The organism is Natronoglycomyces albus, assembly GCF_016925535.1.
Lineage (GTDB): Bacteria > Actinomycetota > Actinomycetes > Mycobacteriales > Micromonosporaceae > Natronoglycomyces > Natronoglycomyces albus.
Window position 1 is genome coordinate 3,323,149 of sequence record NZ_CP070496.1, and the last position, 14,028, is coordinate 3,337,176.

Sequence of the window (14,028 nt, forward strand, 5' to 3'; positions counted from 1 at the left end):
CGAGTTCGCCGGGCTTTGGCCTGGTTCATCTGCGGCTAGCTTCTCTTGCGGGGTGGGCCAGAGACAGTCTTTGCTGAAAAATGTTCGAGTGGGATCAACCTATGCTAATCTACAACCAAATGGTTGTAGATGAATTGACCGACGAGGTCGTTGACGAGCTTTTCCACGCGCTAGCCGATGCCACCCGGCGTGACATCCTGCGCCGCTGCCTCGCCGGAGAGATGTCGGTGTCAGGACTGGCCGCGCAATATCCGATGAGTTTCGCCGCCGTACAAAAACACGTGGTCGTGCTCGAACGCGCCGGCCTGGTCACCAAGGAACGACATGGACGGGAGCAACGGGTGCGCACCGACCCCGAGGCCCTGCGCAAAGCCAAACTGGCCCTCGATCAGCTGGAGGCGACATGGCGCGGTCGCATCGACCGCATGTCGGCCCTCCTGGCTGAGGACTCAGGCCACAATCCACCGAAAGGGACGAAATCATGACTGTGACCAGTGTCGAGAAAGATCTCGACTCCTGCACGTTGACGGTGACCGCCGAGTTCACCGCTCCGATTGAAAAAGTCTGGGAGCTGTGGGCCAACCCGCGCAAACTGGAGAAATGGTGGGGACCGCCGACCTATCCGGCGACGGTCACCGAGCACGATTTCTCCCCTGGCGGCGATGTCGCCTACCATATGACCGGCCCCGAGGGAGATAAAATCCCTGGCCGTTGGCGCATCACCGAGGTTGACCGGCCGACCTCGCTGGAGTTCGTCGACAGCTTCGCGGACCAAGAAGGCCAGGAGGTCGAATCCCTTCCCCAATCAGCGACCCGGGTGAACTTCGAAGAACACAACGGCGTCACGTACATGCAGATGGTCTCCTCGTACGACACCCGCGAGCAGCTGGAGCAAATCGTCGCCATGGGGGCGATGGAGGGCATTAAACAAGCGATGGGCCAAATGGACGCCCTCTTGGACGAATAGAGGGAGACCGAACATGCGCACTTTCAAACTGCAAACCCAGGTCAGCGCCGACGGATACATGGCCGGTCCCAACGGCGAAATGGACTGGGTCTCGCACCCGTGGTCAAGCGACCTTAGTTCCTATGTCGACGCTTTGACCAAGCCCGTCGATTGCATTGTCTTGGGCCGTAAGCTCGCCGAGGGGTTCATTCCCCATTGGGCTTCGCAGCCGGAAGGCGAGCAACAGTCCACTATCGACAAATTCAATACGACGCCCAAGGTTGTCATTTCCGATAGCTTGACCGAATCGCCCTGGGAAAACGCCACGGTCAAGGGCGGGGACCTGGTGGAGACGATCAATCAGCTCAAGGACCAGCCCGGAGGCGACATCATCGCCTATGGAGGGGGAACGCTCGTCTCGGCGCTGCTGGCGGCGAACCTGGTTGACGACATTCACCTCTTCGTCAACCCGACGGCCATCGGCAAAGGCATGCCCGTGTTCACACCGCAGGGATATCAGCAGCTCGAACTGGTTACCGCCACCTCATTTGCCTGCGGTATGGCGGTGGTGAACTATCGTCCGCGACCGTGATCCACAGATTCCCTCGATGCCTTTAGCAACCGCTGGCGGCCTCATATCCACGCTTCGACACTGGGGCGCCTCGGCGGCATTCCTCATATTTGGGACGCCGCCGAGGGCTCGGGTTAATCAACTTGTGCCCCTAGCGGTCGCCGCCCTAGGCTGAACCGCATGTCTGTCATTGAAATCCACGGGTTCACCGTGGAGTATCTCGAGCCCACCGGGGAGCCGATCACAGCTGGAGGAGCCATCATCGACCTGATCGGCAATGCCTCGTTCAGTGGGGTGGACGTGATCGCGATACCTGTTTCCCGCCTCCACCAGGATTTTTTCGACCTCTCGACACGGACGGCCGGTGAGATCATGCTCAAGGGGGCCAATTACGGCGTAGCCCTGGCCGTGCTGGGCGATATCGAACCATGGCGACACGGCAGCGCGGCCTTCGACGACTTCGTACGCGAATCCAATCGCGGCACCAACATGTGGTTCCAGACCAACCGGGAAGAATTCGAAGCGCGCCTGGCCACCCGCCCAGCGCGACGCTAAGTCGCGGGCGGCCTCAAAGAATCAGGGCATCTGCTCTGGATGTGATACCTCGCCTCGCCGCAGCTGAGCGACAATGTCTCGCAACCGAACGCCGAGAACGACGCTCAGCACTCCCCATGCCACCGCGAAGACACCGAAGGTCGTCGCCACCGTCGCGAATGGAGCATCGGGGCGTACGGCCAACAACAACGCCAAGACCACTGTGATGAGACCGATCGCGCCGAACAAACTCATTGAGGCGCCCTCGCCCTTAGATCGATAGGCCAGCACCATGTATCCGATACCGGAGGTGAGGGCCCACGCCGCAGCCGTCCACAACAGTAGTGCAGTCGTTTTGTCCGGCCACGCGAGGATGAAGACCGCGATCAGGATTCCAACCCAACCTAGGACCAGCGGAATCCAACGATCCTCGCTGCGGCGCGTAAAACTGATGAAGATGGTGATGAGCCCATCGGCCAGCGCATAGCTCCCGAACAGGACGATCGCGGTGACGAGTGAGAGGTCGGGCCATGCGATCAGAAGCAAACCAATGACTACTGCCAGCAGGCCCCGGGCGACGATGAGTCGCCATTTGACGGTCAGTACGGTGTCCATTTCTCGAACGTAACCCGAGTGCGCCTGGCGCGGAGCCGAATCGCCCACATCGCGAGCGTTTGTCGCGATGTGGGCGATTCTCGGGTGTGCCAGGTTCCGCGCTGGTGTCAGGTGTTCGGTCAGGTCAGGGCTGGAACGTCCAAGACGAGGGTTCCCGCGTCGGCGTCGAGGGTGGCGGAAACGCCTAGGGGGATGGTCCAGGAGGGGCGGCAGTGCCCAAAGCGAAATTCCTCCACTATGGGCACGTTGTAGTCACCGAGGCGGTCGATCAGGACCGCGCGGATCTGCTCGTAAGAGGGACGACAGTCCGTCCACGAACCCGCGACGACGCCCGCGAGGTTGTCAAGCCAGCCAGTGCGCCGCAATTGGGTGAGGATGCGGTCGAGCCGATAGTCTTCCTCTTCCAGGTCTTCGATGATGAGGATGCCGCCCTCGGCGCGAGCGCGGGTTTCGGGCGTTCCGATGCCGGAGGACAACAGGCTGACGCAGCCACCGAAAGTTACGCCTGTGGCCCGTCCCGGCACCAAGGTGCGGGCGGTGGTTGGGGCGATTTTCTGGACGCTTTCGGGTTCGAACAAGGTCTGGCGTAGGTGTTCTTGGGTTTCGCCGTCTTCGATAAACACTGTCCAGGCGGGCATGGGGCCGTGAATCGTGGCGACTCCTAGCCGTACGTTGATCGCCTCGTGCAATGGGGTGGCGTCGCTGAACCCCACATATGCCTTCGGCTCGAGCTGTCGCAACGCCTGCCAGTCAACGTGTTCGAGCATCCGTTGAGTGCCATAGCCTCCGCGGGCGGAAATGACCGCCGCGAAGGTGGGGTCGCTCCAGGCGGCTTGAAAGTCTCGGCCTCGGTCGGCGTCGGTCCCGGCCAGATAGGAGAACTGAGGGTGAGTGTCGAGTGTGTGGTCCAACAGGACTGGCTCAAGTCCCCAGGAGCGCATGACGTCCAGACCCGCCTGGAGTTTGTCGGGCGGGAACGGGCCGCTGGGGCTGATGATCGCCACCCGGTCGCCGGCTACGAGGCGGCGCGGTCGTCTCAAGGAAGTCATGGTTGTAGTTTCACCTCGGTTCCGGTGGGGCCGTCGAAGCCGAATGTCTGGGCGTACAGCGAGTGTTCGGTCTCGATGGCGCTCTTGATGGTGGAGGCTCGCCGGAAGCCATGCTGTTCGCCCTCATAGGTGAGGTAGGCATGGGGTATGCCTTTACCCGCGATGCTTTCGAGGAGCTTTTCGCTTTGGATTGGTGGACAGATCGCGTCTTCGAGCCCTTGCAGGAGAACGAATGGTGCTGTGATTCGCTCGGCGTGGTTGACCGGGGAGCGGTCCCGGTAGCGGTCGGGCACCTCCGAGTAGGGCCCAATCAGGGTGTGCAGGTATTGGGACTCGAAGTCGTGGGTCTCATCGCCCATCCAGCCCGAGAGGTCGAGGATGGGGTATTGAATGGTCGCGCAGGCGTATAGCCCTGCGGCCGCTGGCGATGCCAATGACGCCGCCGATGTCCAGCCGCCGGCGCTGCCGCCGCGAATGGCGAGGCGATCGGGGTCGGCCTCTCCTTCTTGGGCCAGTTGTCGGGCCACTGACGCGCAGTCTTCGACATCGACGATGCCCCATTGGTGACGCAGCCGGTTGCGGTATTCGCGTCCGTAGCTGGTGGAGCCTCCGTAGTTGACGTTGACCACGCCAATGCCTCGGGAGGTGAAGTAGGCCAATTCTAGGTCGAGTGTGGCCCGCACGTTGCTTGTTGGTCCACCATGGACCCACACTACGTATGGGGGAAGCTCACCTTCTCGAGCGGTACAGCGCGGGTTGCGGGGTGGATAGACGTGGGCGTGGACTTCGCGCCCGTCGACCCCGGCGAAGGTGCGTGACTGTGGCTGCGGATAGTACGCCGGGTCGACCTGATCAGCGTGATGGTTGCCGATGACCTGCGCGGCTGTGGTTGTGGCGTCGACGGAGACGATCTCATAGCTAGTGGCCGGGCTGGCGGCGAGGCCGATGATGTCGTTTCTGTGCGCGGCGAGGGTGGGTGCCCACTCGGTCCAGGGGCCCTCGATGTTCTCGATCGTGCCCGTGGCGGGGTCCAAGATACCGAGTTTGCCTTCGCCTTTTCCGTGAATGGTGGCGATGCGCCCATCCTGGAGAATCTCGAACCAGCGCATACCAATGCTCCATAGTGGCCCGGCGTATTCTCGCTCGTCTTCGTAGAGGTTGACCGCCTTTCCTGTGTCCTCATCGAGGCGGTACAGGTTCCACCAACCGGTGCGGTCGCTCGCGTAGACGAGCGTGCCGTCGGGGGCCCACTGGGCTTGGGAAATGGATTCGTCCCCGCCTCCTGCCACCGTGCGGATATTGGCGAAGACGCCCTTATCTGACACTTCTGCCACCTTCAACTCGGTGGCGTCCCAAGGCATGTCGGGGTGATTCCAGGAGATCCACGCGGCGCGGCTGCTGTCGTGATTAAGGCGCGGTCCCGTGGTGAAGCGGTCCGTATCGTCGGTCAGTTCCCGAATCGCCGAGCGATCGGCGGCGGCCGAACCGTCCAAGGGAATGGCGACGATGAGGCGCCGCAAGTCGGTGGGTTTGGGGCTGGTGAACTCTTCGAGAACGGCCCACACTTCACCCAGTTCGGGCCGAATGACCATGTCGCACCAGCGCAGGCCCGCCGCAATGGCCGGATCTGGCGTCAGCGGACGCGGTTGCCCTCCCAGATCAGGTTCGAACACGTAGAGGCGCTGGTCGTCATAGTGGGTGAAGACCAGCAGGGGGCCGCCAGTGGGACGGGCGTGTCCCGCCCAAGGCTGGCCGCCGTATTCGTGGACCCGGTTGCGTACGTTCCACGGCGCGGGCACGACCGTCTTAGTGTCTCCCGTCGCGTCACGCCGCACCAGAGCGCGGCGTCCGCCTTCGCTGGGGCGCGGGACGGTCCACCAGACCTCGGAGCCCACCATGCCGAGGAAACCGGGGCGTCCGTCGCCCTCGGCGACCATGTCTACGGTGATCGGGGATGGCCAGGAACCGTATGGAAGCTCGGTGGTCATTGGTTTCGCCTCTCCTTAGCCGTGTATTGGCGTCGTCGCCGGGCGCGACGTCGCGCCGCAGCGTGGGCCTGGTGGCCCCATTGGCTGGGCGTTAGGCGCCTCGCAGCACATCTTCGAGCACCCGCACCCCAAAGTGCAAGCCCTCAACTGGCACTCGCTCGTCTACTCCGTGGAACATCGCCCCATAGTCGTAGCCGGGAGGTAGCAGCAACGGCGAAAAGCCATAGCCGATGATGCCCAGGCGGGAAAACTGCTTGGCGTCGGTTCCACCGGACATGCAGACCGGCACCGGGTGAGCCTCAGGGTCGAACGCTTTCAGCGAAGCACGCATCCGGTCGAATAGTGGCGCGTCCACTGGCGCGGACAAAGGCACCTCCCGATGGTGGAAGTCCCATGAGACAAGGTCCCCCGTCAGCGCGTTCATCGTTTCGATGAACTCCTCTTCGGTCCCGGGCAGCATCCGGCCGTCTACCTGAGCCGTGGCGAGTTCGGGAATCACATTGACCTTGTATCCGGCGTGGAACACGGTGGGATTGGAGCTATTGCGCACTGTGGATTCGACTAGTTGCGCCGCCGAGCCCAACTGGGCCAGCAGCGCGTCGATGTCGAAATCGGGTTCATCGAAGTTGGCCTCCACGCCATAGAGGGAGGCGATCTCGGTCAACGCCGCCCGCACGGTCGGAACCAGCCGCACCGGCCAGCGATACTCGCCAATGCGGGTGATGGCTGCGGCAAGGTGGGACACGGCGTTGTCCGCGTTGACTTTCGAGCCATGCCCGGCCCTGCCACGGGCCGACAGGTCAAGCCAAGCTGTGCCCCGCTCGCCAGCGCCGATGGGGTAGATACGCAGCCCCTCCTCGGCGTGGAAGGTATAGGCCCCAGATTCGCTGATGCCCTCGGTACAGCCCTCGAAGAGGTCGCGGTGTTGATCGGCCAGGAAACCGGCGCCGTATTCGGCCGAGGCTTCCTCATCGGCGGTGAAGGCCAGCACGATGTCTCGGCGGGGGCGTTGGCCGCTGCGCTGCCAATACCGGGCCACCGCCAGAATCATCGAGTCCATGTTTTTCATGTCGATCGCTCCGCGGCCCCACACGACGTCGTCGCGGATCTCCCCACAGAAGGGGTGGACCGACCAGTCGGCGGCCTCGGCCGGCACTACGTCGAGATGTCCATGGACCAGCAGGGCCTCGGCGCTGGGGTCGGAGCCGGCGATACGGGCCACGACATTGGAGCGGTTGGGGGCCATTTCGAGGATGGTCGCCTCGATTCCGGCCTCGGCCAGTTGCTCGGCCACGTATTCGGCGGCGGGCCTTTCGTTGCCGTCGCCACCGCCGCGATTGGTTGTGTCGAAGCGGATCAAGTCGGAGGTGAATCGGACAACCTCGTCCAAGGCGCGCTGGTCGACATTGCCGGTAGCGGGTTCGAGGTCAGCCATATTCTTCCTCCATCGCTGCGGATACCACTGTGGTCACTGCTTTGAAGCTGCGGATTGTCTCGTACATGGTCGCTGCGGTGTAGCCGATGCGCCGCTCCTGAGTTTGTTCCACCCCGGGGATGACGGTGGCGGCCCCGACTAGGTGGCTGGCGTCGAATTCGACTTCCATGGTGAAGGGGCCGCCGTTGATCGGCTCGTGCCGTACGGCCAGTGCCGCCGAGAGGCGCGCGGCATCGCTGATGTCGGCCGCGGTGCGTTCGGGAGGTCGGCACAGGGCCGCGTAGCGGGACACACAGTCTTTGACGGCGACGCCTAGTGCCGAGGCCGCGTAGCCTTTGGCGTCGTGGAGTGTCCTGTCGTCGCCGGTGATCAGGATGACCGGCACGCCGTATTCGGCCGCGAGGTGGGCGTTGAGGTGCCCTTCGGAGGCTCGGACGCCATTGAGCCATACCCCGGTGATGGAGTTGGCCAGGTAGGTATGCGCGAGGACGCCTTCGGTCCCCGCGCCGGTGTGATAGCCCAAGAAGACGACGCCGTCTATGTCCGGCCGCTGAATGCCCTCCATCATGGAGAGTTCCTTGTGGCGGCCGGTGATCATCTGCGCGCGCTCGTCTAGCTGTTCTAGCAGCAGGTTACGCATTGTCCAGTGGGCCTCATTGATAAGCACCTCGTCGGCTCCGCCGTCCATGAGGCCCCGAATGGCCGCGTTGACGTCGGAGGTGAACACCGGTCGCAGCCGCTCCCACTGTGGGCCGCCCGGCAGCACGTCGGCCGGGCACGTCACTCCGGTGGCGCCCTCCATGTCGGCGCTGATTAGGACTTTCACGACCGCACCTGTTGTTGGCGCAGAGCGTGCAAGTGGCAAGCGACCGCGTGCTCGGTGGAATCTGGCGACAGAATCGGCAGGTCCCGGCCCCGGCAGGAATCGATCACCGGTTGGGCCCGGCCCGAGGCCACTTCTTGGCAGCGTGGGTTGTACCGGCAGCCACCCGGCACGCTCGTGGCGTCAGGTAGTTCCCCAGCCAGCACGATCGGTTCGGGCAGGGGCGACTCGGGCAACACCGAGACCAACGCTTGCGTGTAGGGATGTTGTGGGTCGGTGAGAACCTGCTCGACCGGTCCTTGCTCCACAATGCGCCCCAAATACATGATGGCGATGCGGTCGGCGATGCTCCAAGCTAGCCCCAGGTCGTGCGTGATGACCAGAGCGCCAAGGTTCATCTCCTCCCGCAGCCGCAGCAGGAGGGCCAGGATCTCACCTCGCACCGAAGCGTCCAGTGAGGCGACGGGTTCATCGGCGATGATGATCTTCGGGTCCAGCACTAGCGCCCCGGCGATCACCGCGCGCTGCCGCTGCCCACCGGAGAGCTCGTGTGGGTATGACAAGAAGAAGTTTTCCGCCGGGCGTAGGCCAGCCCTCGCCAGCGCGTCGGCGACCCGTTCGGTCTCGTTGTCGGTGATGCCATGGATGCGCAGGCCCTCGGCCACCGCGTCATAGATGGTGTGGCGCGGGTTCAAGGCTCCGGAAGGGTCTTGCAAAATCAACTGCACCTTGCGCCGGTAGGCCTTCATGGCCCGCGTCGAGTGCCGCAACGGTATCTCTCCAAAGGAGACAGTGCCGCCGGTGGCTTTCTCCAACCCCAACAAGGTGCGGGCCAAAGTCGTCTTACCGCAGCCGGACTCACCGGCCAAGGCGACGATCTCTCCCGGGGCGACATCAAGGTTCACCCCGGCCACCGCCCGGGCCGTCCGGCCACCGGGAAGTCCGAACTCCACTCGAAGATCCCGGGCCGACAATAGCTCAGAGGTCACGATGTCTCCTTTATCCGCGTCGGCACGATACTGTCTCCGGCCTGGGAGACAAAACAGGCACTGAGCCGCTGGGCAGTCGTATCGGACGACTGGGATACCGGCTCCAGAAGGGGCGACTCGGTGGCGCACTTGTCGATGGCCACCGGGCAACGCGGCTGGAACGAGCAGCCGGCGGGCAGGTTCGCCGGGTTGGGCGGATCGCCTGCCAAGCCACCGGGACGTTTACGAGCCGACAGATCCCCGATAATCGGGAAAGCCGACCCTAGCGCCGCCGAATAAGGATGGCGGGCACTGGTGAACAGGTCATGAGCGTCGCCTTGCTCGACCACGCGCCCGGCATACATGACCGCGACGCGATCACACGTTTGTGAAAGCACCGACAAGTCGTGACTGATCATGATCATCCCAACATTGCGTTGCGCAATCAGCTGGGAGATCAATTGCAGCACCTGGGCTTGCACCATGACGTCCAAGGCCGTGGTCGCCTCGTCGGCGACAATCAAGTCTGGGTTACAGGCCAACGCCATCGCGATCATGACCCGCTGACGTTGTCCCCCCGATAGCTCATGGGGAAAGTTGCGGGCCCGCCACGCGGGCAGACCAACTTGTTCAAGCAGCTCTTGGGCTCGACGATGAGCCTCGGCGCGCGAGACGTCTTCATGCAACAAGATGGGTTCGGCCACTTGGCCGCCCACCCGCTGCACCGCGTTGAGCGAGTGCATGGCGCCTTGGAAGACGATGGACGCGCCCACCCAACGCACCGCCCGCAGTCGACCCCAACCCATGGTGAGGATGTCTTCACCATCGAGCAGAATCTCGCCGGTGATCTCGGTGCTCTTGGGCAGCAAACGCAACAGCGCCATTGCCATAGTGGACTTGCCACAGCCGGATTCGCCAGCGACGCCCAGAGTCTGACCAGCCTCAAGAGTGATATCAACCCCGCGCACCGCCGGGACCGTGCCACGTGAGCTGCGATAGGTCACGTTGAGATCGCGAATTTCCAAGAGTGTCATCGGCCTTCACCTCGCAGTCGGGGGTTGAAGACGGCTTCCAGTGCCCGCCCACACATCATGAACGCCGAGACAACAATCAGGATCGCCATCCCCGGAGGCAGCAAATACCACCACGCTTGGGCCGAGACGGCACCATTTCTCCAGGCGCGGTTGAGGATTGAGCCCCACGAGACAACATTGGGGTCACCCAAACCCAGCCACGCTAGCGACGACTCCAGCAGAATCGCCGAGGGCACCAGCAGGGTGGCGCTGGCCAGAACCAGCGGCATCACATTGGGAAGGATGTGCCGGGTCATCTGGTGCCAGTGTCCGCCGCCGAGCGCGCGAGCGCGCTCCAAATAGGGCCGGGCTTGCACCGACAGAGTTTGGGCGCGAATGAGTCGCGCGGTCCCCGCCCAGGAGACAATGGCGATGACGATGATGGTCGTCGTCGCGCTGCGCCCCAACACCGCCAGCAAAGCGATGGCCACCACCAGGCTAGGCAGAACCATGAACCAGTCGGAGATACGCAGCGCGATCCAGCCATACCAGCCACCAATGTGGCCGCTGGTCACCCCGATGAGCGTGCCGATGAAAATCGCCGCGACAGTGGCGGTCAGACCGATCAGCAGCGACAAGCGCGTACCCCACAGCGTCAAGGCCAGAATGGAGCGACCCGTCTCATCGGTCCCCAACAGAAAGTCCGAGTTGGGCGGCTCCATCCTGCCACCCGTGGCTTGGGTGACGCTCAATTGTGAACTGTCGATAAACAACGGGACGGCCACCGCGACCAGAACGATAACGCCCAACAGGATGAGGCCAACCATGCCTCCACGCTGCTGCCGGTAGCTGCGCCACGTGCGCTTCAGGGCCTCGCGGCGGCGCAGCCAAGTGACAGCGCGGCGCGAGGCGGGTTTCTCGAGTGCGCTCATGACTTCCGGACTCTCGGATCGATGAACCAATACAGAATCTCCGCGAACAACACCGCGATAATCGTGGCGCTGGAGAACAAGACGAACAGTGCCTGCAGCATCGGACGGTCAGGATAGAAGATCGACTGCACGAACAACCGCCCCAAACCTGGCCAGCTAAACACCGTCTCAGTGACGATCGCGCCATTGACGATGTTGCCAATAGCCAAGAACACCAGGGTGATAGTCGGCAGCAAGGCGTTGGGGATGGCGTGTTTACGCCGCACCTTATCGTCGCGCAGCCCTTTGGCCCGCGCCGTAGTCAGGTAGTCGCTACCGACCTCATCAAGAATCGAGGAGCGCATCACCATCAGGTAACCGGCATAGACCACCGCCGTGTACGTCAACACCGGCAAGACCAAGTGGTGACCGATATCCAAAGCCTGGGAGAAGAAATCGTCCGGAGTGTTCGGCGATCTCATTCCGTTGACGGGGAACCAACCCAAGTAGCGGGCGAAGACCAAAATGGCGAGCATGCCCAGCCAGAACGTCGGAGCCGAGTACAGCAACAGCCCAGTCGTCACCTGAGTGCGATCAAAGCGGCTGCCTTGTCTCCATCCGGCCTTCGTGCCCACGAGGAACCCCAGCGCCACCGCCAAGACCAATCCGGTGCCCGACAACAACAAGGTCGCCGGAAGCCGCTCCAAAATGAGTTCCAAGATAGGGCGGCGAAATTGCAACGAAATGCCGAAATCCCCGGTCAGCATGCCCGTTATGTAGTCGATGAACTGCGTGAACAACGGGTCGTTGAGACCCATTTCCTCGCGCATCGTCTCCCGTTGTTCGGGCGTGACGGGACGCTCCCGCGTCAATTGGTCGATCGGGTCCCCGGCGATGAGCCGGAAGATGAAGAACGACGAGAACAACACCAGCAGCAACGACACAATCGCGCCACTGACGTGCTTGAACAGATAACGGCCGAACCCGGTAGTCACCCGACCGGATTGGTCGATGCTCGCTTCCCGGGGCTGGTCGTCACGTTCCTCGCCCTCAACTTCCAGCGGCGAGGGCGGGTGCTCCGCGGACAGGTCTCGGTCAGGATTCCCGTCCGCGGAGTTGGATCTATCCCTCATGTGTGAGCGTCACTCCCGCTCATCGGCGGTGCTCCTGCGACGCAGGAGATAGAACGCTCCACCGGCGATCACAACGAGGATCGCGGCACCAATGGCGACCAGGACCCCAGTCGAGGTACCGTCGCCAGCCGTCTCACCGGTGGGAGTGGCCGAGTGATATGCCCACAAGAACCCCTGCTGACCAGTGATCATGCCGTTTTCGGACGGTTGCAGCGTCATGCCACTGATCTTGTCGCTGTTGTAGGCCTCCACGACATTCTGGTAGTACAACCAGATGACCGGGGCCTCCTCGTAGAGGATGCGCTGCTGCTGGTGGATCAGGTCGGCCCGGACATCCGGGTCAGACTCAACTTGCTGCGCACGGTGCAGCTGGTCGTAGTCCTCATTGCAAAAGAAGTTCTCGTGCGAACGCTCCGAACCGTCGGTGGTCTCCGGCAGCACGTCACAGGTGTGCTGGCCCAGAATGCTCGTCGGGTTCGGTCCCACACCCCAGCCGGAGAACGAAACATCGTACTCACCTAGGTAGACCAGGTCGTTGAGCGAACCTTGCTCAATCGGCTCAGGCAACGCCTCGACTCCGATCTCAGCCCACCACTCGGTGACGAACTGGACCACAGTGGCGTAGTCGGTGCTGTCGGCGTGGTGGTAGAAGCGGAAGCTCAGCTCCTCATCGCCATCGGGCATCGTGCGGATACCGTCGTCGCCCAACTCGTAACCGGCCTCGTCCAGGATGCGGTTGGCCTCATCGAGGTCGAACTGAACCAGCTCGTCGCCACCGTCCCAGTGGAAGTTCTCAAAAATCCTCGGCACAATTCCCACACCGGGGTCACCGTTGCCATCGAGAACAGTCTCAACCAGAACCTCTTTGTCAATCGCATGGTGCAGGGCCTGTCGCACGGCCTGGTCTTGCAAGGCTGGGTGGCCGTCACCGTAGCTGTCGCCGTCGGCGGTCCGGGCCCCATGGTTGAGAACCAGGGAAACCCAACGCCGGTTCTGGGCATTGTTGACGGTGATCCCGTCTTGGCCTTCCAAGGCGGCCGCCTGCGCCGGGTTGAGGTTATTGACAATGTCGACTTCGCCAGTCTCCAGCGCGGCCACGGCAGCGTCGGGCTCGTTGTAGTAGACGTAGACGACTTCGTCGAAGCCCGGAGCGCCATCCCAGTAATTCTCATTGGCTTCCAGGCGAATGAACTCGTCGGTGCGGTATTCGCTCACCTGGAACGGACCGGAACCCACTAGCGGCAGCTCGTCGTTGATGTTGTCATCGGCCGGGTCATCGTAGTTCTCCCAGATGTGCTTGGGAACGATGTAGGTGCCGGAGTTAAGGACCTCAGCCGGGGCGGGCTGGTTGAGGGTGAGAACGAAGGTGGTGTCATCGGGAGCTTCGGCGCTGGCTAGATTGCCCGCGAAGTCGATGTTCCAGCTGCGAACTCCTTCGTCTTCGATCAGCAGCTGGTAAGTGTAGGCGACGTCGTGGGCGGTAAGCGGTTCGCCGTCGGACCATTCAACGCCTTCGCGGATGGAGAAAGTCCAGGTCAGTCCGTCGTCGGATTCATCCCAATCCGTGGCGAGACCGGGCTCTGGTTCGTAGTCGACGGCGCTGGCGCGCACCAGGGTGTCATACGTCATCAGGTTCGTGTTGTACGTGATGATGAAACGCGATTTGAATGGGTTGAACGTGTCGACTTCCTGACCGGCGGCCACCAGCAGGCTATTTTTATCGTCGTTGTCGGCTTCAGCTGCGGCCTGCGTGGCCGTTGTGGCGAGAATGCTGGCGGTCATGACAGCCGCCGCCCCCGCAGCAACTAGCCGCCGCTTCATAGATCTCGTTTTCACGGGGAGTCCGTCCCTCACAATTGATTCCAAATTTCGCCGGGCCAGCGTCGGGAAGCCGCTTTCACGCAGCGCCGTGGGCCTGTTGTAAAGATCACTATGGGGTAAACCTTCGTCAAATGTCAACCAAATGAAGAGAATTTTCACGGTCGACACACAAATGCAATCAAGCCTCATCACAGCTGCGACCTGACTACTCCCCTTGCAGG

Annotated in this window: 14 protein-coding genes; 4 read left to right on the plus strand and 10 right to left on the minus strand. The window is 62.6% G+C overall.

What is annotated here, in order from left to right; genetic code table 11:
- The first annotated feature begins 119 nt into the window (after window positions 1-119).
- The 4 genes from JQS30_RS14230 to JQS30_RS14245 all read left to right on the plus strand — a co-directional run bounded on the left by JQS30_RS14230 (window position 120) and on the right by JQS30_RS14245 (window position 2,072).
- Window positions 120-485: an ArsR/SmtB family transcription factor gene (locus JQS30_RS14230; RefSeq protein WP_213170903.1), complete on the plus strand. Its 366-nt coding sequence runs from the start codon at window positions 120-122 to the stop codon at window positions 483-485.
- Entirely contained in the window at window positions 482-967 is a 486-nt protein-coding gene (locus JQS30_RS14235) for an SRPBCC family protein (RefSeq protein WP_213170904.1), read from the plus strand. The genes JQS30_RS14230 and JQS30_RS14235 overlap by 4 nt, the downstream gene beginning before the upstream one ends.
- Before the next feature lie 13 nt (window positions 968-980).
- The gene (locus JQS30_RS14240; protein WP_213170905.1) at window positions 981-1,538 is read left to right on the plus strand and encodes a dihydrofolate reductase family protein; all 558 of its coding nucleotides are present in this window, start codon (window positions 981-983) and stop codon (window positions 1,536-1,538) included.
- A gap of 159 nt (window positions 1,539-1,697) precedes the next feature.
- The gene (locus JQS30_RS14245) at window positions 1,698-2,072 is read left to right on the plus strand and encodes a DUF4180 domain-containing protein (RefSeq protein ID WP_213170906.1); all 375 of its coding nucleotides are present in this window, start codon (window positions 1,698-1,700) and stop codon (window positions 2,070-2,072) included.
- A 21-nt stretch (window positions 2,073-2,093) separates the two neighbouring features.
- Here the strand turns inward: JQS30_RS14245 and JQS30_RS14250 are convergent, their stop codons facing one another.
- From JQS30_RS14250 to JQS30_RS14295, 10 genes are all read right to left on the minus strand, one after another.
- Window positions 2,094-2,666, minus strand: coding sequence for an HdeD family acid-resistance protein (locus JQS30_RS14250; protein ID WP_213170907.1), 573 nt, complete (start codon window positions 2,664-2,666; stop codon window positions 2,094-2,096).
- Between the two features lie 119 nt (window positions 2,667-2,785).
- Window positions 2,786-3,715 carry a S66 peptidase family protein gene (locus JQS30_RS14255; protein WP_213170908.1) on the minus strand — a complete coding sequence of 310 codons (930 nt, stop codon included), beginning with the start codon at window positions 3,713-3,715 and terminating at the stop codon, window positions 2,786-2,788.
- On the minus strand, window positions 3,712-5,703 hold the full coding sequence (locus JQS30_RS14260) for a prolyl oligopeptidase family serine peptidase (RefSeq protein WP_213170909.1): 1,992 nt from the start codon (window positions 5,701-5,703) through the stop codon (window positions 3,712-3,714). Before JQS30_RS14260 ends, JQS30_RS14255 begins: the two co-directional genes overlap by 4 nt.
- 91 nt (window positions 5,704-5,794) lie before the next feature.
- Window positions 5,795-7,138, minus strand: coding sequence for a M20/M25/M40 family metallo-hydrolase (locus JQS30_RS14265; protein ID WP_213170910.1), 1,344 nt, complete (start codon window positions 7,136-7,138; stop codon window positions 5,795-5,797).
- The gene (locus tag JQS30_RS14270) at window positions 7,131-7,964 is read right to left on the minus strand and encodes a M55 family metallopeptidase (RefSeq protein WP_213170911.1); all 834 of its coding nucleotides are present in this window, start codon (window positions 7,962-7,964) and stop codon (window positions 7,131-7,133) included. Before JQS30_RS14270 ends, JQS30_RS14265 begins: the two co-directional genes overlap by 8 nt.
- Window positions 7,961-8,953 carry an ABC transporter ATP-binding protein gene (locus JQS30_RS14275; RefSeq protein WP_425498876.1) on the minus strand — a complete coding sequence of 331 codons (993 nt, stop codon included), beginning with the start codon at window positions 8,951-8,953 and terminating at the stop codon, window positions 7,961-7,963. Before JQS30_RS14275 ends, JQS30_RS14270 begins: the two co-directional genes overlap by 4 nt.
- The gene (locus JQS30_RS14280) at window positions 8,947-9,963 is read right to left on the minus strand and encodes an ABC transporter ATP-binding protein (protein ID WP_213170913.1); all 1,017 of its coding nucleotides are present in this window, start codon (window positions 9,961-9,963) and stop codon (window positions 8,947-8,949) included. The genes JQS30_RS14275 and JQS30_RS14280 overlap by 7 nt, the downstream gene beginning before the upstream one ends.
- Window positions 9,960-10,874, minus strand: coding sequence for an ABC transporter permease (locus JQS30_RS14285; protein ID WP_213170914.1), 915 nt, complete (start codon window positions 10,872-10,874; stop codon window positions 9,960-9,962). Before JQS30_RS14285 ends, JQS30_RS14280 begins: the two co-directional genes overlap by 4 nt.
- On the minus strand, window positions 10,871-11,986 hold the full coding sequence (locus tag JQS30_RS14290) for an ABC transporter permease (protein ID WP_213170915.1): 1,116 nt from the start codon (window positions 11,984-11,986) through the stop codon (window positions 10,871-10,873). Before JQS30_RS14290 ends, JQS30_RS14285 begins: the two co-directional genes overlap by 4 nt.
- 9 nt (window positions 11,987-11,995) lie before the next feature.
- Window positions 11,996-13,822 carry an ABC transporter substrate-binding protein gene (locus JQS30_RS14295; protein ID WP_213170916.1) on the minus strand — a complete coding sequence of 609 codons (1,827 nt, stop codon included), beginning with the start codon at window positions 13,820-13,822 and terminating at the stop codon, window positions 11,996-11,998.
- Between the last annotated feature and the right edge of the window lie 206 nt (window positions 13,823-14,028).

Bases quoted from the DNA above. Each gene is read 5' to 3' on its own strand.
- JQS30_RS14280 (WP_213170913.1), bottom strand. From the start codon at position 9,963: ATGACACTCTTGGAAATTCGCGATCTCAACGTGACCTATCGCAGCTCA.
- JQS30_RS14265 (WP_213170910.1), bottom strand. From the start codon at position 7,138: ATGGCTGACCTCGAACCCGCTACCGGCAATGTCGACCAGCGCGCCTTG.
- JQS30_RS14285 (WP_213170914.1), bottom strand. From the start codon at position 10,874: ATGAGCGCACTCGAGAAACCCGCCTCGCGCCGCGCTGTCACTTGGCTG.
- JQS30_RS14255 (WP_213170908.1), bottom strand. From the start codon at position 3,715: ATGACTTCCTTGAGACGACCGCGCCGCCTCGTAGCCGGCGACCGGGTG.
- JQS30_RS14240 (WP_213170905.1), top strand. From the start codon at position 981: ATGCGCACTTTCAAACTGCAAACCCAGGTCAGCGCCGACGGATACATG.
- JQS30_RS14245 (WP_213170906.1), top strand. From the start codon at position 1,698: ATGTCTGTCATTGAAATCCACGGGTTCACCGTGGAGTATCTCGAGCCC.
- JQS30_RS14235 (WP_213170904.1), top strand. From the start codon at position 482: ATGACTGTGACCAGTGTCGAGAAAGATCTCGACTCCTGCACGTTGACG.
- JQS30_RS14260 (WP_213170909.1), bottom strand. From the start codon at position 5,703: ATGACCACCGAGCTTCCATACGGTTCCTGGCCATCCCCGATCACCGTA.
- JQS30_RS14230 (WP_213170903.1), top strand. From the start codon at position 120: ATGGTTGTAGATGAATTGACCGACGAGGTCGTTGACGAGCTTTTCCAC.
- JQS30_RS14290 (WP_213170915.1), bottom strand. From the start codon at position 11,986: ATGAGGGATAGATCCAACTCCGCGGACGGGAATCCTGACCGAGACCTG.
- JQS30_RS14250 (WP_213170907.1), bottom strand. From the start codon at position 2,666: ATGGACACCGTACTGACCGTCAAATGGCGACTCATCGTCGCCCGGGGC.